The organism is Janthinobacterium lividum, assembly GCF_034424625.1.
Classification (GTDB): Bacteria; Pseudomonadota; Gammaproteobacteria; order Burkholderiales; family Burkholderiaceae_D; genus Janthinobacterium; species Janthinobacterium lividum.
Genome location: NZ_CP139976.1, coordinates 6,244,049 through 6,266,674, shown reverse-complemented (window position 1 = coordinate 6,266,674; position 22,626 = coordinate 6,244,049). Strand labels below are relative to the sequence as shown.

11 protein-coding genes, 2 tRNA genes and 3 rRNA genes are annotated in these 22,626 nt (G+C 58.4%); 12 read left to right on the top strand and 4 right to left on the bottom strand.

All coding sequences use genetic code 11. The annotated features are described in order from the left end of the window. Positions 1 to 50: 50 nt before the first annotated feature. Both U0004_RS28285 and U0004_RS28280 read left to right on the top strand, forming a co-directional pair. Entirely contained in the window at positions 51 to 2,153 is a 2,103-nt protein-coding gene (locus tag U0004_RS28285; protein WP_231958651.1) for a 4Fe-4S binding protein, read from the top strand. Then, positions 2,143 to 3,153, top strand: coding sequence for an FAD:protein FMN transferase (locus U0004_RS28280; RefSeq protein ID WP_070253904.1), 1,011 nt, complete (start codon positions 2,143 to 2,145; stop codon positions 3,151 to 3,153). The genes U0004_RS28285 and U0004_RS28280 overlap by 11 nt, the downstream gene beginning before the upstream one ends. Before the next feature lies 1 nt (position 3,154). Here U0004_RS28280 and U0004_RS28275 read toward each other — a convergent pair whose 3' ends face one another. Further along, the gene (locus U0004_RS28275) at positions 3,155 to 5,143 is read right to left on the bottom strand and encodes a sigma-54-dependent Fis family transcriptional regulator (protein ID WP_231958649.1); all 1,989 of its coding nucleotides are present in this window, start codon (positions 5,141 to 5,143) and stop codon (positions 3,155 to 3,157) included. 636 nt (positions 5,144 to 5,779) lie between these two features. Here U0004_RS28275 and U0004_RS28270 point away from each other — a divergent pair. The 5 genes from U0004_RS28270 to rrf all read left to right on the top strand — a co-directional run bounded on the left by U0004_RS28270 (position 5,780) and on the right by rrf (position 10,997). After that, a 16S ribosomal RNA gene (locus tag U0004_RS28270) occupies positions 5,780 to 7,310 on the top strand. Positions 7,311 to 7,389: 79 nt separating this feature from the next. Continuing rightward, positions 7,390 to 7,466 (top strand) — tRNA-Ile (locus tag U0004_RS28265). Between the two features lie 71 nt (positions 7,467 to 7,537). Continuing rightward, positions 7,538 to 7,613: transfer RNA gene (locus tag U0004_RS28260), tRNA-Ala, on the top strand. A 243-nt stretch (positions 7,614 to 7,856) separates the two neighbouring features. After that, positions 7,857 to 10,746: ribosomal RNA gene (locus U0004_RS28255) — 23S ribosomal RNA — on the top strand. A gap of 138 nt (positions 10,747 to 10,884) precedes the next feature. Further along, a 5S ribosomal RNA gene (gene rrf / locus U0004_RS28250) occupies positions 10,885 to 10,997 on the top strand. Together the 16S, 23S and 5S rRNA genes with 2 tRNA genes alongside form the textbook arrangement of a ribosomal RNA operon. 223 nt (positions 10,998 to 11,220) lie before the next feature. Here the strand turns inward: rrf and U0004_RS28245 are convergent. Beyond that, positions 11,221 to 11,793 (bottom strand): acyloxyacyl hydrolase, encoded by a 573-nt coding sequence (locus U0004_RS28245; RefSeq protein WP_230520355.1) that lies wholly within the window; start codon positions 11,791 to 11,793, stop codon positions 11,221 to 11,223. A gap of 93 nt (positions 11,794 to 11,886) precedes the next feature. Between U0004_RS28245 and U0004_RS28240 the strand changes: the two genes are divergently transcribed. Continuing rightward, the gene (locus tag U0004_RS28240; RefSeq protein WP_269462347.1) at positions 11,887 to 12,789 is read left to right on the top strand and encodes an NAD(P)-dependent oxidoreductase; all 903 of its coding nucleotides are present in this window, start codon (positions 11,887 to 11,889) and stop codon (positions 12,787 to 12,789) included. Between the two features lies 1 nt (position 12,790). Here the strand turns inward: U0004_RS28240 and U0004_RS28235 are convergent, their stop codons facing one another. Beyond that, positions 12,791 to 13,984, bottom strand: coding sequence for a M20 aminoacylase family protein (locus U0004_RS28235; RefSeq protein ID WP_070254820.1), 1,194 nt, complete (start codon positions 13,982 to 13,984; stop codon positions 12,791 to 12,793). Between the two features lie 206 nt (positions 13,985 to 14,190). Between U0004_RS28235 and U0004_RS28230 the strand changes: the two genes are divergently transcribed. The 4 genes from U0004_RS28230 to U0004_RS28215 all read left to right on the top strand — a co-directional run bounded on the left by U0004_RS28230 (position 14,191) and on the right by U0004_RS28215 (position 21,015). Further along, positions 14,191 to 16,266 carry a molybdopterin-containing oxidoreductase family protein gene (locus U0004_RS28230; RefSeq protein WP_070254818.1) on the top strand — a complete coding sequence of 692 codons (2,076 nt, stop codon included), beginning with the start codon at positions 14,191 to 14,193 and terminating at the stop codon, positions 16,264 to 16,266. A 2-nt stretch (positions 16,267 to 16,268) separates the two neighbouring features. Then, positions 16,269 to 17,318, top strand: a complete 1,050-nt coding sequence (locus U0004_RS28225) for an aminopeptidase (RefSeq protein ID WP_070254816.1) — start codon at positions 16,269 to 16,271, stop codon at positions 17,316 to 17,318. Positions 17,319 to 17,594: 276 nt separating this feature from the next. Beyond that, a complete protein-coding gene (locus tag U0004_RS28220) occupies positions 17,595 to 19,277 on the top strand; it encodes a long-chain fatty acid--CoA ligase (protein WP_070254814.1) in 1,683 nt (560 codons plus the stop codon). Between the two features lie 55 nt (positions 19,278 to 19,332). Next, complete coding sequence (locus tag U0004_RS28215; RefSeq protein ID WP_070254812.1) at positions 19,333 to 21,015, top strand: long-chain-fatty-acid--CoA ligase; 1,683 nt, start codon at positions 19,333 to 19,335, stop codon at positions 21,013 to 21,015. 3 nt (positions 21,016 to 21,018) lie between these two features. Here U0004_RS28215 and U0004_RS28210 read toward each other — a convergent pair whose 3' ends face one another. Beyond that, on the bottom strand, positions 21,019 to 22,608 hold the full coding sequence (locus tag U0004_RS28210; protein ID WP_070254810.1) for an alkaline phosphatase D family protein: 1,590 nt from the start codon (positions 22,606 to 22,608) through the stop codon (positions 21,019 to 21,021). Between the last annotated feature and the right edge of the window lie 18 nt (positions 22,609 to 22,626).

The following is a 22,626-nucleotide window of genomic DNA, read 5'->3' as shown; positions in this document are numbered from 1 at the left end:
AACACGGCCCTTGCGACAAGGCGCCGCACGGAGCGTAGTGCATGAGGACAATGCGGTTGTTCATAGCATGCTGGCTATTCCTGTTTATCCTGGGACAGGCGTGGGCGGGTGTGCTCACCAGGGTCGAGCTGGCAAGGCGCTTTCCTGTTCCCATCGTCGTGGGCGACAAGGAGACCGACTTGCCCGTCTGGCCATTGTTCCGGCAAAACGCCACGGCCACCGAGCTGATCGGCTACGTGTTTGAATCCGTGGACCTGGCGCCGATTCCCGGCTTTTCCGGCGTGCCCGTCAATCTGTTGATCGCCATCAATCCTCTAGGCGGTTTCCTGGACGTCGCCGTGCTGTCGCAGCATGAACCCGTGTTTCTCGATGGCCTCGGCGAAGCGCCGCTGTTTCAGTTCGTCAAGCAATACCAGGGCTTGTCGCTGAAGCAGAATATCGCTATTGATGCCAAGAAGAAACGCGCCACGGATGCCACGCATGCCGATATCGATGGCGTGTCGAAGGCCACGGCTTCCGTGCGCATCATCAACCAAAGCGTGCTGGCGTCGGCCTTGAAAGTGTCGCGCAAAAAACTGGGATTTGGGCAAGGCCGTGACCCGGACCAGATCGCCCGCATCCGCATGGAGGTATTCGAGAAACTCAGCGTGGAGCAGATGCTCGAGCGGGGCTTGATCCAGCACGTACGCTTGAGCAATAAGGATGTGGAAACCTTGTTTGCAGGCAGTCCCGGCGCGGGACTCGATGCGGAAGCGACGCGTGCGCCCGATGGCTTGTTCATCGACCTGTACCTGGCGTACGTGTCCGTGCCCACGGCGGGGCGCAATCTGTTGACGGAACGCAGCTGGAACAAGCTGCGCAACCGGCTGGACGAAGGCGACCACGCCATCCTCGTCATGTCGCGCGGGCGCTACAGCGTGCTGGGCGACGATTTCGTGCGCGGCACGGTCCCGGACCGGCTATTGCTGAAACAGGATGGCTTGCCCATCGACATGCGCGACCTGGACCTGGAATTGCAATTGGCGGATACGACGCTGTTGCCGACGGAAAATGTCACCGTCTTGCGCGTCATCAGCCAGGCGGGGCTTGATGCGGCCAGCCCGCTGGCTTTTACCATGCCGATCACGCGCAGCAAGGGCATTGTGTATCCGGAACGCATCGCGCGCAACGTGGATGTCAATTACCGCCTGCCGGCTGATTTTTATACGGCGCCGCAAGGCGACGATGCCACGTGGCGCGGCACGTGGAAAGGGCGCAAGACTGAGTTGCTGCTGTTGCTCGCCGGGCTGGCGCTGCTGGCCGGTGCATTGGCCTGGCAGAAACGCCTGGTGCGCGATGGCAGGCAATTTGTGTGGTTTCGCCGCCTGTTCCTGTTGTTTACGATTGGCTTCATCGGCTATTACGCGCAGGGGCAGTTATCGATCGTCAATATCACGGGCGTCATCCAGGCGCTGCTGGCGGGGCGCAGCCTGGGCTTTTTCCTGTTCGATCCGATGACGGTGATCCTGTGGGCGTTCGTGCTGCTCAGCCTGCTGGTCTGGGGGCGGGGCACGTTTTGCGGCTGGCTGTGTCCGTTTGGCGCCCTGCAGGAATTCACGGGCAAGCTGGGCCAGTGGCTGCGCTTGCCGCAATGGAAAATCAAGCCGCGCCTGGATGGGCGCTTGAAATGGATCAAGTATGGCCTGCTGGTGGCCATTCTCGGCAGCAGCATGTTTTCCAGCCAGATCACGGACAAACTGGTCGAGCTGGAACCATTTAAAACGGCCATCACCCTGAACTTCGTGCGGGCCTGGCCCTTCGTCGCGTATGCCGTAGGCTTGCTGTTGCTTGGTAGTGTTTCTTATAAATTCTTTTGCCGCTACCTGTGTCCGTTTGGGGCGGCACTGGCGCTGCTGGGGCGGTTTCGCCTGTTCAACTGGATTCCCCGTCGCAAGGAGTGCGGCACACCGTGCCAGACTTGCCGCCACCGTTGCGAGCATCACGCCATCGCGGCTAGCGGGAAAGTTGATTACGGCGAATGTTTCCAGTGCATGGATTGCGTCGTGATTTATGCCAGCGATGAAAAATGCGCGCCCTTGATGCTGGAAATCAAGCGTGCCCGCACCATCCCCATAGTCCGGGTCACGGCAGAGGAGAGCAGCAATGCAGCGTAGAACGTTTATTTCCGCAGCGATAGGCAGCGTGTCCGGCATGGCGGGCTTGTCTTTTCCTGGCAGCATGGCGCGCGGCACGGCCACGGCGTCCGGCGTGCGGCCTTATCAAGGCGCCGCACTGGCGTTTGGCACGACGATTACCGTCACCGTGTTGCACCACGATCAGCGCCAGGCCGAGCTGGCCATCGAGGACGCCTTGCATGCAGCGAGGAATATCGACCGCCTGATGAGCATTTACAGTCCCGCCAGCCAAGTCTTTCAGCTGAACCGTGACGGCCGTCTGGCCCGGCCGGACGCCCATCTGCTGGCCGTGCTGGCGCAGGCGCAAGCCTTGTCGCAATGGAGCGATGGGGCCTTTGATATCACCGTGCAACCCTTATGGCAGCTGTTTCGCGCGGCAGCAGACCAGGCCGGCTTACCTGCGGAAGCATTGCGGCGCGCAGCGCAGGCGCGGATAGGCTGGCGGCAACTGGCATGGAATAGCCGGGAAGTGCGTTTTCTCCAGCCAGGCATGGCGCTGACCTTGAATGGCCTGGCGCAAGGCTACGCGGCGGACATGGCGCTGGCGGTCGTGCAGGCGCGCGGCATACGGCACGCGCTGCTCGATACGGGCGAATTCGTTGCGCGGGGACAGCGGTCCCTGCGCCGCCCGTGGACCTTGGGCATCCAGGATCCGCGCGATGCAGAAATCCTCGCGGCCACCTTGAAAGTGGAGGGGCGCAGCGTGGCCACGTCGGGCGATTACGAATGCACGTTCACGCCCGACTTCGTGCATCACCACATCTTCGATCCTGCGAACGGCGATTCGCCGGGCGAACTGGCCAGCGTGACGGTGCTGGCGCCCACGGGCTTGCTGGCCGATGGTTTGTCGACAACGTTCATGGTGACGGGCGCGGCGCGCGCGCATGCAATGGCCGCGCAAATGGAAGGCGTCGACCTGATGACCATCGACAAGCGGGGCCGGCGCGCGATGTCGCCCGGCTTTTCCCGTCTACTCTAGCTTATTTCAGATGCGGCACCTTGCGATAGATCGTGTTGCGCGATATGCCCAGGGCCCGCGCCGTGGCCGAGACGTTGCCGCCGTGGGCATCGAGCGATTTGAGAATGACGCTTTGCTCCATTTCTTCCAGGTTGGCGCCGGCCGCGATCATGCGGTCCGTGCTGGCGCTGGCGGCAGTCGCTTGCGTCATCTCAATATCGTCGAGGAAATCATCGGGCATGTGGCGCAAACAGATTTCATGTTCGTCGCCCGCCATGACGATGGCCGTGCGCAACAGATTGGTCAGCTGGCGGAAGTTGCCTGGCCATTTATGCTGGTGAAACATGCGCAGGATGTCCGGCGCCACCGTGTAGCGCATGTCGGGCGCTTCCGTTGCCAGGATTTTTTTCACGACCGTGTCCAGGTCCGTGCGCTCGCGCAGCGGCGGCAGTTTGACCACCAGGCCATTCAGGCGGTAATACAAGTCTTCGCGAAACAGGCCCTTGGCCATGCGTTCGCGCAAGTTATGATTCGTGGCGCAAATCAGTTCCACGTTGACGGTGATCGACTTGCTGCTGCCCAAGGGCGTGACCATGCGTTCCTGCAACACGCGCAACAGCCGCGCCTGCAAGCCAAACGGCATGTCGCCGATTTCATCGAGGAACAGGGTGCCGCCATTGGCTTGCAAGATCTTGCCAATGGCACCCTTCTTGCGCGCGCCCGTAAATGCCCCGTCTTCATAGCCGAACAGTTCGGACTCGATCAGGGTTTCCGGAATCGATGCGCAATTGACGGCGATAAACGGTCCCATGGCCCGTGGCGAATCGTTGTGGATGGCTTGCGCCAGCAATTCCTTGCCGGTGCCCGTTTCGCCCATGACGAGGATGGGGATGTCGCGCCCCAGCACCTTGTTGACCTTTTCGATAACCAGTTCCAGTTGCGGATCGCCCGTGCGCAGGTAGCGCAAGCCGGACAGGCGCCGTGCCGCGTTGGCCGCATGGCTGGCGGACGCGGGAACCTGGGCCGGCACGGCGTTGATATCGCTATGGTCGGTGCTGGCAGTAAAGCCGTGCTGGAAGACGCTATTGGACAGGCGCAACTGCGCGCGACCATACACGCGCACGCCGCTATGCATGCACAGGTTCAGCAAACCGGGGGCAGCCGTGCGGTAATGGTCGTACAGGGCGGAAACGGGCAAGCCGAACAGGGAGCTGAACGTGTGCGATTGCAGCGCGGCAAATGAGAGGCCCAGCTGGAACAAGCCATTCTTGTTAGCCGATAAAAATCGTCCACCGGGCGTGAACGAGGCGATGCCTTCCATCAAGGTGCCGATGAATTCGGGGCGCGCGTGGAAATGCACGGTGATGGCATCTTCGAAGGTGGCGGAAAACAGTTGATTTTCGATCATCAGCGCCGACATGCGCACGAGGGCCATCGTATGCTTGTGAAAACTGCGCTGGTCGCTCGAGACGTCCAGCACGCCGATGACATTGCCCCGGTGGTCGGTGATCGGTGCCGCGGAGCAAGTGAGAAAATGATTGGCCGCCAGGTAATGCTGGTCCGCATGGACCAAGGTCGGTACTTTTTCCGTGATGGCCGTGCCGATGGCATTCGTACCGCGGCTTTGTTCCGACCATGCCACGCCCGGCTGCAGGGCGACGCGGTTGGCTTTCTCCAGGAAATCATCGTCGCCCAGCGAATGCACGATGACGCCGTTGGCATCCGTCAAGATCACCATATTGTGGGTATTGACGATTTGCTGGTACAGGGTTTCCATGGCGGGCAGCGCGTGCGTGTGCAGCAGGCGGTTTTGCTCGATCAGCAAGGACAGCTCGGATTTGCCCGCCGGCGTAAAGTCGGGCGTGGCTGTGGGCGACAGGCCAAAGGCGACTGAACGCTGATGGGAAGTTTCGATGATGACGGGGACGTTGTCCTGTCCTGCCGGCAAAATGTTCGCGTCCGCGATGGACGAAAACGGTGCGCTACGGTAAGTAGCTGACGGTTGATACATGATCTCGTTGCCTCCGTTGGGCCCTGTACTGCGGCGCTCTTTTGAATATCGAGAGTGTTCCATAATGTAGCACCTGTCACAGATGGGAGCAAAGCAAAGCGAACCGGGCTATCCCCAGTGTTGCTGCCGGGCCCAGAGTTGCTCCCCTCGGTGGTCGATGCATGTGTTCATATAAGCAATTGCGGTGCCAGGCTTATTGCCTTTGAGCTGACGCAAAAATAGCGCTTGCGGGGTGCGCAGGGCACGGCTATAATTCGCCCCCTCGCTGAACGACGCATGCAAATGCTGAGTGCGGTGAGAAAAAAGAAGGAGTTGACGGACGTAGCGAAATGCTTCATACTCTTCCTTCTTCGCAGCTGACAAACACAACGCTTTGTCGATAGCGCGAAAGTAGTACCGAATACAGTTCTTTAACAATTAACAGTCGATAAGTGTGGACATTTGATGTAAGTGCAGCGTCAATCTTCGGATTGGCGTCAAACTTAAAATATCAAATGTTCACAAGAAATAATGAAATAGGATACTTCTTCGGAAGTAGCCTGTCAGTTTTTTGAGTGAGCAAATCTTTTGCAATGCAAAAGATTTGGATGGTAGTGATACTGTCCGACCTGTCAGAAATGACATTAAACAGAGATTAAACTGAAGAGTTTGATCCTGGCTCAGATTGAACGCTGGCGGCATGCCTTACACATGCAAGTCGAACGGCAGCACGGAGCTTGCTCTGGTGGCGAGTGGCGAACGGGTGAGTAATATATCGGAACGTACCCTGGAGTGGGGGATAACGTAGCGAAAGTTACGCTAATACCGCATACGATCTAAGGATGAAAGTGGGGGATCGCAAGACCTCATGCTCGTGGAGCGGCCGATATCTGATTAGCTAGTTGGTAGGGTAAAAGCCTACCAAGGCATCGATCAGTAGCTGGTCTGAGAGGACGACCAGCCACACTGGAACTGAGACACGGTCCAGACTCCTACGGGAGGCAGCAGTGGGGAATTTTGGACAATGGGCGAAAGCCTGATCCAGCAATGCCGCGTGAGTGAAGAAGGCCTTCGGGTTGTAAAGCTCTTTTGTCAGGGAAGAAACGGTGAGAGCTAATATCTCTTGCTAATGACGGTACCTGAAGAATAAGCACCGGCTAACTACGTGCCAGCAGCCGCGGTAATACGTAGGGTGCAAGCGTTAATCGGAATTACTGGGCGTAAAGCGTGCGCAGGCGGTTTTGTAAGTCTGATGTGAAATCCCCGGGCTCAACCTGGGAATTGCATTGGAGACTGCAAGGCTAGAATCTGGCAGAGGGGGGTAGAATTCCACGTGTAGCAGTGAAATGCGTAGATATGTGGAGGAACACCGATGGCGAAGGCAGCCCCCTGGGTCAAGATTGACGCTCATGCACGAAAGCGTGGGGAGCAAACAGGATTAGATACCCTGGTAGTCCACGCCCTAAACGATGTCTACTAGTTGTCGGGTCTTAATTGACTTGGTAACGCAGCTAACGCGTGAAGTAGACCGCCTGGGGAGTACGGTCGCAAGATTAAAACTCAAAGGAATTGACGGGGACCCGCACAAGCGGTGGATGATGTGGATTAATTCGATGCAACGCGAAAAACCTTACCTACCCTTGACATGGCTGGAATCCCCGAGAGATTGGGGAGTGCTCGAAAGAGAACCAGTACACAGGTGCTGCATGGCTGTCGTCAGCTCGTGTCGTGAGATGTTGGGTTAAGTCCCGCAACGAGCGCAACCCTTGTCATTAGTTGCTACGAAAGGGCACTCTAATGAGACTGCCGGTGACAAACCGGAGGAAGGTGGGGATGACGTCAAGTCCTCATGGCCCTTATGGGTAGGGCTTCACACGTCATACAATGGTACATACAGAGCGCCGCCAACCCGCGAGGGGGAGCTAATCGCAGAAAGTGTATCGTAGTCCGGATTGTAGTCTGCAACTCGACTGCATGAAGTTGGAATCGCTAGTAATCGCGGATCAGCATGTCGCGGTGAATACGTTCCCGGGTCTTGTACACACCGCCCGTCACACCATGGGAGCGGGTTTTACCAGAAGTAGGTAGCTTAACCGTAAGGAGGGCGCTTACCACGGTAGGATTCGTGACTGGGGTGAAGTCGTAACAAGGTAGCCGTATCGGAAGGTGCGGCTGGATCACCTCCTTTCTAGAGTTTGCACGAATCAGTAATGATTCACGCATCAAATGTTCACACTTATCGGCTGTTAATATAAAGAACAGCATTTGGGGCTGTAGCTCAGCTGGTTAGAGCACCGTGTTGATAACGCGGGGGTCGTTGGTTCGAGTCCAACCAGCCCTACCAGAAAAAACTGGGGGTAAGGTGGACGCTAGTCCAAGCAGCCCTACCAGTTTGTGTAGTCTGGAAATACCCTAGGGGGATTAGCTCAGCTGGGAGAGCACCTGCTTTGCAAGCAGGGGGTCGTCGGTTCGATCCCGTCATCCTCCACCAAAAGTTCAAACGTAAATCAGTGTTGAATTCAACGCCGGGATTTAGGTTTGGTCTTTTCGAGATCAAGTGCTGTATGTTCTTTAACAATCTGGAAGAAGTAAAGATTATTTATTGATCGGTTTGCCGTAAAAGGTAAATCGATGGGTAATGATTGTATGTATCAACAAACAAGCAACAACGTTGTACTTTCTTATCCCTGTAGCGCTCTTTAGTCATGCAAATGATTAGAGGCTAACGTTATAGGGACAAGCGAATAAGTGCACATGGTGGATGCCTTGGCGATTACAGGCGATGAAGGACGTAGTAGCTTGCGATAAGCTGCGGGGAGTGAGCAAACACACTTTGATCCGCAGATTTCCGAATGGGGCAACCCACCCTTTTAGGGTATTGCATACTGAATACATAGGTATGCAAGGCGAACGCGGCGAACTGAAACATCTAAGTAGCTGCAGGAAAAGAAATCAACCGAGATTCCCAAAGTAGCGGCGAGCGAAATGGGAAGAGCCTGTACGTGATAGTCGGACCGATAACAGAATCCTCTGGAAATAGGAGCCATAGCGGGTGATAGCCCCGTATGTGAAATCGGACCGGTGGTACTAAGCGTACGACAAGTAGGGCGGGACACGTGACATCCTGTCTGAATATGGGGGGACCATCCTCCAAGGCTAAATACTCGTAATCGACCGATAGTGAACCAGTACCGTGAGGGAAAGGCGAAAAGAACCCCGGAAGGGGAGTGAAATAGATCCTGAAACCGTGTGCATACAAACAGTAGGAGCGGACTTGTTCCGTGACTGCGTACCTTTTGTATAATGGGTCAGCGACTTACATTCAGTGGCAAGGTTAACCGAATAGGGAAGCCGTAGAGAAATCGAGTCCGAATAGGGCGATCAGTCGCTGGGTGTAGACCCGAAACCAAGTGATCTACTCATGGCCAGGATGAAGGTGCGGTAACACGCCCTGGAGGTCCGAACCCACTAATGTTGAAAAATTAGGGGATGAGCTGTGGGTAGGGGTGAAAGGCTAAACAAACTTGGAAATAGCTGGTTCTCTCCGAAAACTATTTAGGTAGTGCCTCAAGTATCACCATCGGGGGTAGAGCACTGTTATGGCTAGGGGGTCATTGCGACTTACCAAACCATTGCAAACTCCGAATACCGATGAGTGCGAGCTTGGGAGACAGACGTCGGGTGCTAACGTCCGGCGTCAAGAGGGAAACAACCCAGACCGCCAGCTAAGGTCCCAAAGATTGGCTAAGTGGAAAACGAAGTGGGAAGGCTAAAACAGTCAGGATGTTGGCTTAGAAGCAGCCATCATTTAAAGAAAGCGTAATAGCTCACTGATCGAGTCGTCCTGCGCGGAAGATGTAACGGGGCTAAGCCAGTCACCGAAGCTGCGGATATTGTTCTGTGATTTATCACAGATATATATGGTAGGAGAGCGTTCTGTAAGCCTGCGAAGGTGTCTTGTAAAGGATGCTGGAGGTATCAGAAGTGCGAATGCTGACATGAGTAGCGATAATGGGGGTGAAAAGCCTCCACGCCGTAAGCCCAAGGTTTCCTGTTCAACGTTCATCGGAGCAGGGTGAGTCGGCCCCTAAGGCGAGGCAGAGATGCGTAGCTGATGGGAAGCAGGTTAATATTCCTGCACCGTCGTATGATGCGATGGGGGGACGGATCGCGGAAGGTTGTCCAACTGTTGGAATAGTTGGTTTTTGGCTCATAGAAGGCACTTAGGCAAATCCGGGTGCGCAATTCAAGGGGTTGAGACGAGTGAACTTGTTCACGAAGCAATCGGAAGTGGTTCCAAGAAAAGCCTCTAAGCTTCAGTCATACGAGACCGTACCGCAAACCGACACAGGTGGGCGAGATGAGTATTCTAAGGCGCTTGAGAGAACTCGGGAGAAGGAACTCGGCAAATTGGTACCGTAACTTCGGGAAAAGGTACGCCCCGGTAGCTTGATTGGTTTACTCCATGAGGGTGAAAGGGTTGCAATAAACTGGTGGCTGCGACTGTTTAATAAAAACACAGCACTCTGCAAACACGAAAGTGGACGTATAGGGTGTGACGCCTGCCCGGTGCTGGAAGATTAAATGATGGGGTGCAAGCTCTTGATTGAAGTCCCAGTAAACGGCGGCCGTAACTATAACGGTCCTAAGGTAGCGAAATTCCTTGTCGGGTAAGTTCCGACCTGCACGAATGGCGTAACGATGGCCACACTGTCTCCTCCCGAGACTCAGCGAAGTTGAAATGTTTGTGATGATGCAATCTACCCGCGGCTAGACGGAAAGACCCCATGAACCTTTACTGTAGCTTTGCATTGGACTTTGAACCAATCTGTGTAGGATAGGTGGGAGGCTTTGAAGCGGGGACGCTAGTTCTCGTGGAGCCAACCTTGAAATACCACCCTGGTTTGTTTGAGGTTCTAACCTTGGTCCGTTATCCGGATCGGGGACAGTGCATGGTAGGCAGTTTGACTGGGGCGGTCTCCTCCTAAAGTGTAACGGAGGAGTTCGAAGGTACGCTAGATACGGTCGGACATCGTGTTGATAGTGCAATGGCATAAGCGTGCTTAACTGCGAGACTGACAAGTCGAGCAGGTACGAAAGTAGGACATAGTGATCCGGTGGTTCTGTATGGAAGGGCCATCGCTCAACGGATAAAAGGTACTCTGGGGATAACAGGCTGATTCCTCCCAAGAGTTCATATCGACGGGGGAGTTTGGCACCTCGATGTCGGCTCATCACATCCTGGGGCTGTAGCCGGTCCCAAGGGTATGGCTGTTCGCCATTTAAAGTGGTACGTGAGCTGGGTTTAAAACGTCGTGAGACAGTTTGGTCCCTATCTGCCGTGGGCGTTGGAAATTTGAAGGGGGCTGCTCCTAGTACGAGAGGACCGGAGTGGACGAACCTCTGGTGTACCGGTTGTCACGCCAGTGGCATTGCCGGGTAGCTAAGTTCGGAAGAGATAACCGCTGAAAGCATCTAAGCGGGAAACTTGCCTTGAGATGAGATTTCCCAGAGCCTTGAGCTCTTTGAAGGGTCGTTCGAGACCAGGACGTTGATAGGCTGGGTGTGGAAGTGCAGTAATGCATTAAGCTAACCAGTACTAATTGCCCGTACGGCTTGTCCCTATAACCTTAGCAGGTACAGAGGATAAGACGGTACAACGTTGCGTGTGTGTTGATACTACCAGTCATTACCCCAATCTTTGCTTCTTCCAGATTCATGGCTTTGTCGTCCTACAGGAGACAAACGCCAGACAAGTTATGCCTGATGACCATAGCAAGTTGGTCCCACCCCTTCCCATCCCGAACAGGACCGTGAAACAACTTTGCGCCGATGATAGTGCTGCAACCAGTGTGAAAGTAGGTTATCGTCAGGCTTGTTATTCGCAGTAAGAGAAAAACCCCGCCAGCAATGGTGGGGTTTTTTTTCGTCTGGCGGTTTGTGATGGCGAACCCCAAACGAAGGCTGGGGTCAGCCCCCCTCCCGCGTTGGCGTCGAATCTGGCGTTGGCGGTGTGGAGGGTCTGACCCCGGTGGTTCGGTTCAGCAGGCGTAAAAAAAGGCAGCGCTACGCGCTGCCTTTGTCATGTATCACAACCATTAAAAATGGTAAGCGACTTTGACGTTCATGTAATTGACGCCGCTATTCGGTTTCTTGTAGCCGCCGTTCGAGAAATGCTGGATCTTCGCAGCGACTTCCCATTTGTTATTGAAGACATAGCCGACGCCAATATGGTCGCCGAACTGGAAGTGGGTCGACAGGCGGTCATCATCGTTGTTGTACAGTTTCGACAGCATGTGCACGCCGATGCCGGCTTCCGCATAAAAACCCAGCTTATTCGTATTTTCAAAACGGAAAACGGGGGTAAAGCCCAGGTCCCACAGTTTTTGATGCTGGCCAGGGACATTCTGATAGCTCTTGGCATCCCAGCCGCCAATGCTGGCATCCCAGTAACCGCTCAGCTGCGTGCCATTCGATACGAACCAGGCCTTATCCCAGTTCGAGGTCACGCCGGCGCGTACCATTTGTACCTTCACGCCCTTGGCATATTCGCCGTAGACGGAGTCGATCAGTTTGCCGTCGGCGGCAAAGCCGGCATTGGCCGCCATCAGCGCGGTCACGGCGGCGATGGATTTGAGGAGATTCTTCTTGAAGAACATAGAGGCTTTCATCGTAAAATTGGCCGATAGGCTGTTGTCTTGTTTGCGCAGGCGCAAGCTTGCTTTGCCTGCCGCTTTCGCCACTTGTTGATCTCAGGGGTTCAATTGACATTCTCTACAAAAATCGCATTTCTCGGTATCGGTCTGATGGGGGATCCGATGGTCCGGCGCCTGCTGCACACTGGATATTTTGTCACAATTTGGAATCGCACGCACAGCAAGGCCCAAGTCCTGCGTGCGGCAGGCGCGCAGCCCGCCGTTTCCGTGGCTGAAGCGGTCAAGGGCGCGGACGTGGTCATCTCGATGCTGGAAGCCGGTCCCATCGTGGCGCAGGTACTGCAGGACGCGTTGCCGGCCCTGGCAACTGGGGCGCTATGGATAGACATGAGTTCCACCAAGCAATCAGAAGCCCAGCAATTTCATGCCATCTTGCACGCGGCAGGCCATGCCTTCATCGATGCGCCCGTGTCGGGCGGCGTCGGTGGGGCCCAGGCAGGCAACCTGGCCATCATGGCTGGCGCCAGCACCGGCGATTATGCGCGCGTGGAGCATATCTTGACGGCCATGGGGCGCCCGACCCTGGTGGGACCGGCCGGCAGTGGCCAGGTCGCCAAGTTGTGCAATCAGCTGATCGTCGGCGCCACCCTGAATATCGTGGCCGAGGCGCTGTTGCTGGCACAGGCGGCCGGCGCCGATGCGAGCGCTGTACGGGCAGCGATCCGTGGCGGTTTTGCCGAAAGCAAGATTTTAGAGGTGCATGGCCAGCGCATGCTGGAGCGCAATTTTGTTGCTGGCGGCCAAGTGAAGAGCCAGGTCAAGGATATGCACAATATCCTCGCGGCGGCCGAGGCTGCACACGTCACCTTGCCGGTGACGCAACTGGTGACGCAGCGCTATGAAAGCATCGCCGCCACCTACCCGACGGCGGACCATGCGGCAGCCTTGCTGGCCCTGGAAGCGTTGAATCCGGGGCAGCGCCTGGGCACCGGTCCGGATAAGCTGGGATAAATCAAGCGACGGGCAGGCTCGCTTCGGCCAGCTTGACCCAGAAACTGGCACCGATGGGCAGCAGCTTGTCGTTGAAGTCGTAGCTGCCATTGTGCAAGACGCACGGACCCAGGCCATGGCCACCATCGCGGTGCTCGCCATCGCCATTGCCGATGAAGATGTAGCAGCCGGCCTTTTCTTGCAGGAAGAAAGCAAAATCTTCCGCGCCCATGGTCGGCTCGACATTCGCGTTGACCTTGTCCGCGCCCACCACGCTTTGCATGACTTCGACGGCAAACGCCGTTTCTTTCGCGTGGTTGACCAGCGGCGGATAGTTGCGCTTGAAGTGAAAGTCGACCTCCGCGCCAAAGGCGGCGGCCGTGTGCACGGCGATGTCGCGCATGCGCTCTTCGATCAAGTCCAGCACGGGCGTGGTGAAGGTACGCACGGTGCCGACCAGGCTGGCGTCATCGGGAATCACATTGGTGGCGCTGCCCGCATGGATTTGCGTGATCGACAGCACGGCCGTGTCGAGCGGGCTCTTGTTGCGCGTGATGACGGTTTGCCAGCTTTGCGCGATTTGCACGGCCACCATGACGGGGTCGATGCCCTTGTGGGGCTGGGCCGCGTGCGCGCCCTTGCCTTTGACGGTGACGTGGAATTCATTGCTGGACGCCATCATTGGCCCTTCCACCACGCTCAGGGTGCCCGTTTCGGCGCCCGGCCAGTTGTGCATGCCGTAGATGGCATCCATGGGAAAGCGGGTAAACAAGCCGTCTTCGATCATTTCGCGCGCGCCGGCGCCGCCTTCTTCCGCCGGCTGGAAGACCAGATACACGGTGCCGTCGAAATGGCGGTGTTGCGCCAGGTAATGGGCGGCGCCCAGCAGCATGGCCGTGTGGCCGTCATGGCCGCAGGCGTGCATCTTGCCCGGATGGCGTGAAGCATGCTCGAAGGTATTCATTTCCTGCATCGGCAAGGCATCCATATCGGCGCGCAAGCCGATGGCGCGTGTCGAAGTACCATTTTTGATGATACCGACCACGCCAGTGCGGCCCAGGCCGCGTACCACGGGAATGCCCCATTCCGTCAGTTTGGCGGCGACCACGTCCGAGGTGCGCTGTTCTTCGTAGCACAGCTCGGGATGCGCGTGCAGGTCGCGGCGGATACCTTGCAGCTCGGATTGAAACGCCAAGATCGGATCAACTAGTTTCATGGGACTCTCCTGTGGATGCTGGCACGCAGCAATGTATGGCGCGCCGGACCGCGCTTGTTTGATCAAAAACAGGCGCGGCTAATAGTGCATTGTAGCCCTTGTTTGCCGGGTAAATCCAGCGCACGGACGTGCTTGCCACGGCACCAACAGCAAGCGCGCGGAATGGTTTACAGTATCGCCTTCCCCCAACGTTTTCGGATTGCCCCATGACCACCACCCAAGTGCGCGCCGCCTGCCCGCTCGATTGCCCCGATACCTGCGCCTTGCTGGTCACCGTGACCGATGGGGTGGCCACCGCCGTCAAGGGCGATCCCGACCATCCGACCACGGCTGGCGTGCTGTGCACGAAGGTGTCGCGCTTCACGGAGCGCACCTACCATGCGGACCGGCTGCTGCATCCGCTGCGCCGCGTGGGCAAGAAGGGGGAAGGCAAGTTCGAGCGCATTAGCTGGGAAGAGGCATTGCAGATCATCGCGGCGCGCTTGAAACCGATCGCCGCGCGCGATCCGCAGGCGATCTTGCCGTACAGCTACTGTGGCACCATGGGCCTGGTGCAGGGCGAATCGATGTCGTCGCGCTTCTTCAATCAGCTCGGCGCTTCCCTGCTGGACCGCACCATCTGTGCCTCGGCCGGTGCCACCGGTTACCGCTACACGGTGGGCGCCAGCATCGGCACGGACATGGAGCAGTTCCAGAACGCGAAATTGATCATTATCTGGGGCGGCAACCCGATCGCCTCGAATTTGCACTTCTGGATGCGCGCGCAAGAGGCCAAGCGCAATGGCGCCACCTTGATCGCCATCGACCCCTACCGTTCGCTGACGGCCGAAAAGTGCCACCAGCATATCGCCTTGCTGCCGGGGACCGATGCGGCCCTGGCGCTGGGCTTGATGCATGTGCTGATCACCGAAGACCTGATCGACCATGACTATATCGCGCAGTACACGATCGGCTATGCTGAACTGAAACAGCGGGCCCTGGAATGGCCGCCCGAGCGCGTAGCCGAGGTGTGCGGCATCACGGCCACTGAAGTGGTGGAACTGGCGCGCCTGTACGGCCAGGCATGCCGCTCTGGCGAGGGCGCCGCCATCCGTGCCAACTACGGCGTGCAGCGCGTGCATGGCGGCGGCATGGCCGTGCGCAATATCGCCTGCCTGCCCGCGCTGACGGGGGCCTGGCGCCATCCGGCCGGCGGCATGCAGCTGTCGAGCTCGGGTTCCTTCCCCGTCAACCGCAAGGCCCTGCAGCGCCCGGATTTATTGAAAGGCACGCCGCGCACCATCAACATGAGCACCATCGGCGATGATTTGCTGAAAGCCAGTTCGCCCGCGTTCGGCCCGCAAGTGGAAGCCGTGATCGTCTACAACTCGAACCCGCTGGCGGTGGCGCCCGATTCCTCGAAAGTGGCGCAGGGATTTGCCCGCGAGGATTTGTTTACGGTCGTGCTCGAACACTTCCAGACCGATACCGTCGATTACGCCGACATTGTGCTGCCTGCCACCACGCAGCTGGAACACGTCGATGCGCATTCCACCTACGGCCACCTGTACATGATGGCGAACAATGCGGCCGTCGCGCCGCTGGGCGAAGCGAAAGCGAATACGGAAATCTTCCGCTTGCTGGCACAGCACATGGGCTTTGATGACCCGTGCTTCCAGGAAAGCGACGATGCGCTGGCGGCCAAGGCGTTCGATGCGACGGATGCGCGCGCCGTGCATTTCGACTGGGAATCGCTGAAACGCACGGGCTGGCAAAAGCTGGCCATGGCCGAGGCGCCATTTGCCGAGGGCGGTTTCCCCACGCCATCGGGCAAGTGCGAGTTCTATTCCAGCGCCATGGCGCAGGCGGGACTCGATCCCTTGCCGGCGTATATCGCACCGCACGAATCGCAAGCCAGCAATCCTGCACTGGCGGCCCGTTATCCGCTGGCCATGATTTCCCCGCCGGCACGCAATTTCCTCAATTCCACGTTCGTCAACGTCAAAAGCCTGCGCGCGGCCGAAGGCGAGCCGCACCTCGATATCCACCCTGACGATTGCGCCGCACGCGGCATCGCGGCCGGCGACATGGTGCGCATCTTCAATGACCGCGGCAGTTTTATGGCCAAGGCCAGGGTGACGGACAAGGCGAGACGGGGCCTGGTCGTGGGCTTGTCCGTGTGGTGGAAGAAACTCGCCAGCGACGGCAAGAATGCCAATGAAGTGACCAGCCAGCGCCTGACGGACATGGGCCGCGCGCCGACCTTCTACGATACGCTGGTCGAAGTGGAAAAGGCTGCCTGAGCATGGCGCGCTGGCCGGCCCGCTTGCTTGTCGGCACGGTGTGCCTGCTGCTGGGCGGCTGCACGCAGCTGCGCTACTACACGCAAGCGGCGCAGGGGCAATATGCCTTGTGGTCGGGCGCTCGGCCCATCGGCGACTGGCTCGACGACCCGGCCACCGAGCCGCGCCTGAAAGTGCGCCTGGCCAAGGCGCAGCAAATTCGCCGCTTTGCCGTCAGCGAGCTGGACTTGCCCGACAATGGCAGCTACAAGAATTACGCCTCCCTGCGGCGCCCGTTCGTGCTGTGGAACGTGGTGGCCACGCCGGAACTGTCGCTGCAGCCGCTGCAATGGTGTTTTCCCATTGCCGGCTGCGTCAATTACCGCGGCTATTACAGCAAGGAGGAGGCGCTCGCGTATGCCGACGAACTGCGGGCCCAGCATTACGACGTGCAGGTGGGCGGCGTGCCCGCGTATTCCACCCTGGGCTGGTTCGACGATCCCCTGCTGTCGACCTTTATCAATTACAACGATGCGGAGCTGGCACGCCTGATCTTCCATGAACTGGCGCACCAGGTGGTGTACGTGCCCGGTGATTCGGCCTTCAACGAGTCGTTTGCCAGTGCCGTGGAAGAGGCGGGCGTGCAGCGCTGGTTGGCGCGCGAGGGCAACGACGCCATGCGCGCGGCGTACGCCCAGTACACGGCGCGGCGCCAGGATTTCCTCGCCCTGCTGCTGAAATACCGGGGTGAACTGGAGTCGGTCTATGCGAGCGACGCCAGCGATGCGGACAAGCGGGCGCGCAAGGCGCAGGTGTTTGCGGCATTGCAAGACGCGTATCAGGTCGTGAAGACAAACTGGGGTGGTTTTGCCGGTTACGACCGCTGGTTCGAGCAGCCATTGAGCAATGCGCACCTGGCATCCGTGTCTACCTACAATGAATTTTTGCCTGCCTTCAAAAAATTGCTGGAAGAAAAAAAGAACTTTCGTGCTTTTTATGCTGCAGTGCACACAATGGCCCAGATCAAGAAGCCTGAGCGCAGGCAGGCGCTGGAACAATTGTCCAGCCCCTGACCCGTAAAGATTGTCTCGCACGTCAGGGCAAACGATCCTGCAACAGTGTATTTGGCATGTTGCATTGCAGCATAAAATACCCCTAGAGTTGCCGCTCGAATACTGTTGAAAGCGCTTGCATGGAAGCCCGGCGCCCGATAGCATCGCATTAGTAGCATAGAGCAATTGCTCGTCAGAATGCTCAAACTGACTGCAGGACGACAGAATCCGCAGCAATGATCCGCGCCGGCAGGGTGCGCCGGCTCCCCCACGATTATTCGAGACAAGAGGCACAGGATGGACAAAATTTGGCTGAAGTCGTACCCGCCCGGCGTACCTGCCGACATCAATCCTGATCAATATCGTTCGCTGGTACATTTGCTGGAAGAAGCGTTTCAAAAATATGCGGATCGCAATGCCTATGTCTGCATGGACAAATTTCTCACCTATGCCGAACTCGACACCTATTCGCGCCAGCTGGGTGCCTGGCTGCAAAGCCGTGGCCTGAAGAAGGGCGCGCGTGTCGCTCTGATGATGCCAAACGTACTGCAGTATCCGGTGGCCATTGCCGCCGTCCTGCGCGCCGGCTACACGGTGGTCAACGTCAATCCGCTATATACGCCGCGCGAACTCGAGCATCAGCTCAACGATTCGGGCAGCGAAGCCATCATCGTGCTGGAAAACTTTGCCCATACGCTAGAGCAAGTGCTGGGCAAGACGGCCGTCAAGCACATCGTCGTCGCCAGCATGGGCGAAATGCTGGGCGGCTTGAAGGGCATGATCGTCAATTTTGTCGTGCGCAACGTCAAGAAGATGGTGCCCGCGTACTCCTTGCCGAACGCCATGCGTTTCAAGCAGGCGCTGGCGCTGGGCAGCCGCATGAAACTCACGCCTGTCGAGCTGAGCATCAATGACGCTGCCTTCCTGCAATACACAGGCGGCACGACGGGCGTGTCGAAAGGCGCGACCTTGAGCCACCGCAATGTGATCGCCAACGTCCTGCAGAGCGAAGCGTGGTCGGGCGCGGCGCTCGACCAGAACAGCAAGGAGCAGCTGATCATCGTCTGCGCCTTGCCGCTGTACCATATCTTTGCCCTGACGGCGTGCGCGATGTGGGGCACGCGCGTGGGCGCGCTGAATATCCTGATCCCGAACCCGCGCGATATCCCGGGCCTGATCAAGGAGCTGGGCAAGTACAAATTCAACCTGCTGCCAGCGGTCAATACGCTGTATAACGCGCTGGTGAACCACCCTGATTTCGCCAAGCTTGATTTCTCGGGCTTGAAGATCGCCAATGGCGGCGGCATGGCAGTGCAGCAAGCCGTCAACGACAAGTGGCTGCAAGTGACGGGCGTGTCCATTATCGAAGGCTATGGCCTGTCGGAAACGTCGCCTGTCGCTACCTGCAACCGCGCCGACAGCACGGCGTTTTCCGGCACCATCGGCTTGCCGATTCCGTCGACCGATATCGCCATCCTCGACGATGACGGCAAGGAAGTGCCGCTGGGGCAGACGGGCGAAATCGCCATCCGCGGCCCGCAAGTGATGAGCGGCTACTGGAACCGTCCCGATGAAACGGCCAAGGTCATGACGCCCGATGGATACTTTAAATCCGGTGACGTGGGCATCATGGATGAGCGCGGCTACGTGAAGATCGTCGACCGCAAGAAAGACATGATCCTCGTCTCCGGCTTCAATGTGTATCCGAATGAAGTCGAAGCCGTCATCGCAGCCCATCCGGGCGTACTCGAGTGCGCCTGCGTGGGCGTGCCGGACGAACACTCGGGCGAGGCCGTGAAAGTATTTGTCGTGCGTAAGGATCCGAACCTGACCCAGGCAGTGCTGGCCGCGTATTGCAAGGAACAATTCACAGGCTACAAGCGGCCGAAATACATCGAGTTCCGCGATGAGCTGCCGAAGACCAACGTCGGCAAGATTTTGCGTCGCGCCCTGCGTGACGAAACGAAGATAGCAACATAAACAGTGTGGGATGCGCCAGGAGGCGCATCCCTTTTACAGATAAAGATGAGGCGAGATGGACAAGATTTGGTTGAAGTCGTACCCGGACAGCGTTCCCGCAGAGATTGATTGCACGCAATACCGTTCCGTCACGCATTTGCTGGAAGAGTCGTTCCAGAAATATGCGGACCGCAACGCCTTCGTGTGCATGGATAAATTCCTTACCTATCGCGAGCTCGACAAGCTGTCGCTGCAGATGGGAGCATGGCTGCAAAGCAAGGGCCTGAAGACGGGCGCGCGTGTGGCGATCATGCTGCCGAACGTGCTGCAGTATCCGGTGGCGATGGCGGCGATCCTGCGCGCCGGCTACACGGTGGTCAACGTCAATCCGCTGTACACGCCGCGTGAATTGCAGCACCAGCTGGTCGATTCGGGCAGCGAAGCGATCATTGTGCTGGAAAACTTCGCCACCACGGTCGAGCAGGTGCTGCCGCATACCCAGGTCAAGCATGTGATCGTCGCCACCATGGGCGACATGCTGGGTGGCTTGAAAGGCACCATCGTTAACTTCGTCGTGCGCAAGATCAAGAAAATGGTGCCCGCGTTTTCCTTGCCGGGCGCCATCAGCTTCAACAAGATGCTGGCCGAAGGCGCACGTCTGAGCCTGACCCCGGTGCAGCAGGGGCATGACGATATCGTCTTCCTGCAATACACGGGCGGCACGACGGGCGTGTCGAAAGGCGCGATGTTGTTGCACCGTAACGTGATCGCCAACGTGCTGCAAAACGAGGCGTGGATTTCACCCGTGATGACCAAGGAAATGCGTGCTACCTCGATGGGATTCATGTGCGCCTTGCCCCTGTATCACATCTATTCGCTGACGGTCAGCGCCCTGATGGGCATGCGCGTGGGCGGCTTGAACGTGTTGATTCCCAACCCGCGCGACATCCCCGGTTTCGTCAAGGAATTGTCCAAGCACAAGATCGTCGTTTTCCCGGCCGTCAATACCCTGTACAACGCGCTGCTGAACAATGCCGACTTCGCCAAGCTCGATTTCTCCAGCTATAAAGTGTGCAATGGCGGCGGCATGGCCTTGCAGCGCAACGTGGCCGAGCGCTGGCTGAAGCTGACGGGCTGCCCGCTGATCGAAGGTTATGGCATGTCGGAAACTTCACCCGTGGTGACGGGCAACCGCGTCGATATCACGGAATTTACGGGCACCATCGGCTTGCCTTTCCCTTCGACGGAAGTGGCGATCCTGAACGACGATGGCGTGGAAGTGCCGCTGGGCGAGCCGGGCGAGATCGCCGTGCGCGGCCCGCAAGTGATGGCGGGCTACTGGCAGCGTCCGGACGAGACGGCCAAGTCGATGACGGCCGACGGTTTCTTCAAGACGGGCGACGTGGGTGTCATGGATGAGCGTGGCTATGTGAAGATCGTGGACCGCAAGAAAGACATGATCATCGTGTCCGGCTTCAATGTGTATCCGAACGAAGTGGAAGACGTGGTCGCTTCGTGCCCGGGCGTGCTCGAGTGCGCATGCATCGGCGTGCCGGATGCCAACGCGGGCGAAGCCGTGAAAGTGTTTGTCGTGCGCAAGGATCCAAACCTGACGGTGGAACAGATCCGCGAGCATTGCAAGCATGAATTGACGGCCTACAAGAAACCGAAATACATCGAGTTCCGCGATGAGTTGCCGAAGACCAATGTCGGCAAGATCTTGCGCCGTCAATTGCGCGATGAAAAGAAGGTTGCCTAGGTTTCAGCTTTGCAAGCCAGCCTTGCCGTCGCGCACGACAAAGCTGGCCAGTGTCGCGATGGCAGAGGTGCTGTCGCGCACGTTATCCAGACCCTGGAACAGGGTCGTGGTTTTCTCCGGCGTGATTTCCATCAACATATAGCCGCGCTTGTCGCTGCGTCCGTAACGGATGTGCGGGTTCATCGCCACGTACTGCTCCGTTCGCGCCTGCGGGCGGGAACTCGAAGTGATGGAGGTGCCGCAAAACTCCGTGGCCAGCACGGGATTGTCCCTGCCGGTGGGCCGCATGGCATTGCGGCTCAGTTCCGTGGCATAAAAAGTGTGCACGTCGCCCGACAGCACCAGCGGGTTGCTGGCCTTGCTGCTGCGCAAGGCGTCGAGCAGGTGCTGGCGCGCCAGCGGATAGCCATCCCAGCCATCGGTCCAGATGCGTTCGTCGCCGGGCCGCAGGATGGGCACCTGGCTCGATTGCGCCATCAGGGTTTGCTGGGCCAAAATGTTCCAGCGCGCGGGAGAATCATCGAGGCCGGCTTGCAGCCAGCGTTGCTGTTCCTCGCCCAGCATGGTGCGCTGCGGTTTCAGCAGGTCGGGGCAGTTGCGCGTGGTGACGGAATTGGAGCCGCCGCGACCCGGCCTGGCGCACGCGTGATAGGCGCGGTATTGCCGGTCATCCAGCACATGAAAGCGCGCCAGCCTGCCCCAGTCATAGCGCTGGTAGATGCGCATGTCGACGAAGCCCCGCCGTCCCAGCGGCAGCAGCCGTAGCGGCATGTGTTCATAAAACGCCTGGTAGGCGGCCGCGCGGCGCTGCAAAAAGGTGGGCGTGAGCAACTCGTCGCGGTCATTGCCGTAATCGTTGGCCACTTCATGGTCGTCCCAGGTGACGATCCATGGCGCGGCCAGGTGCGCGCCCTGCAAATCGCGGTCGCTCTTGTATTGTGCGTAGCGGGCGCGGTAGTCGTCCAGGCTGAAACTTTCATGCGTGCGCACGGCCCGGCTCGGATGCTGCAACTGGTACGGACCCCATTCATAGATGTAATCGCCGAGGAAGGCCACCAGGTCGGGCGCGGCCGCGGCGATGTGCCGGTGCGCCGCATACGCGCCGAATTCCCAGTGCTGGCACGAGGCGACGGCCAGTTTCAGCGAGGCGGGCAGGGTATCGGCGGCGGGCGCCGTGCGCGTGCGGCCCACGGGGCTGACGGCGTCGCCCAGCATGAAGCGGTACCAGTACCAGCGCCCGGGTGTCAAACCGCCCACGTCGACGTGCACACTATGCGCGAGGGCGGGTGTGGCCGTGGCCTGGCCCTTGGCGGCGATGCGGCGAAAACCTTCATCGTCAGCCACTTCCCAGCGCACGTTCAGGGCGAAGGCGGGCGTGGCGGTCGCGTGCAGCGGGTCGTAGCAGATGCGTGTCCACAGCACGACGGCGTCCGGCAAGGGCGAACCGGAAGCGACACCGAGCGCAAACGGGTAGCCGGCGCCATTCAGGCGCGTGGCGGCGCCCGCGCTGGAACCGGACAGCACGCTGCCAGCGGCGGCCAGCGCACCGATGCGCGCGGCGCTCTGCAGAAAGATGCGGCGCTGGCTATCCATGCCGTCTGAAAATAAAAC

What these genes read in the sequence shown, in the direction of transcription:
- U0004_RS28285 (WP_231958651.1), top strand. Translation starts at nt 51, where the DNA reads ATGCGGTTGTTCATAGCATGCTGGCTATTCCTGTTTATCCTGGGACAG.
- U0004_RS28280 (WP_070253904.1), top strand. Translation starts at nt 2,143, where the DNA reads ATGCAGCGTAGAACGTTTATTTCCGCAGCGATAGGCAGCGTGTCCGGC.
- U0004_RS28275 (WP_231958649.1), bottom strand. Translation starts at nt 5,143, where the DNA reads ATGTATCAACCGTCAGCTACTTACCGTAGCGCACCGTTTTCGTCCATC.
- U0004_RS28245 (WP_230520355.1), bottom strand. Translation starts at nt 11,793, where the DNA reads ATGAAAGCCTCTATGTTCTTCAAGAAGAATCTCCTCAAATCCATCGCC.
- U0004_RS28235 (WP_070254820.1), bottom strand. Translation starts at nt 13,984, where the DNA reads ATGAAACTAGTTGATCCGATCTTGGCGTTTCAATCCGAGCTGCAAGGT.
- U0004_RS28230 (WP_070254818.1), top strand. Translation starts at nt 14,191, where the DNA reads ATGACCACCACCCAAGTGCGCGCCGCCTGCCCGCTCGATTGCCCCGAT.
- U0004_RS28225 (WP_070254816.1), top strand. Translation starts at nt 16,269, where the DNA reads ATGGCGCGCTGGCCGGCCCGCTTGCTTGTCGGCACGGTGTGCCTGCTG.
- U0004_RS28220 (WP_070254814.1), top strand. Translation starts at nt 17,595, where the DNA reads ATGGACAAAATTTGGCTGAAGTCGTACCCGCCCGGCGTACCTGCCGAC.
- U0004_RS28215 (WP_070254812.1), top strand. Translation starts at nt 19,333, where the DNA reads ATGGACAAGATTTGGTTGAAGTCGTACCCGGACAGCGTTCCCGCAGAG.
- U0004_RS28210 (WP_070254810.1), bottom strand. Translation starts at nt 22,608, where the DNA reads ATGGATAGCCAGCGCCGCATCTTTCTGCAGAGCGCCGCGCGCATCGGT.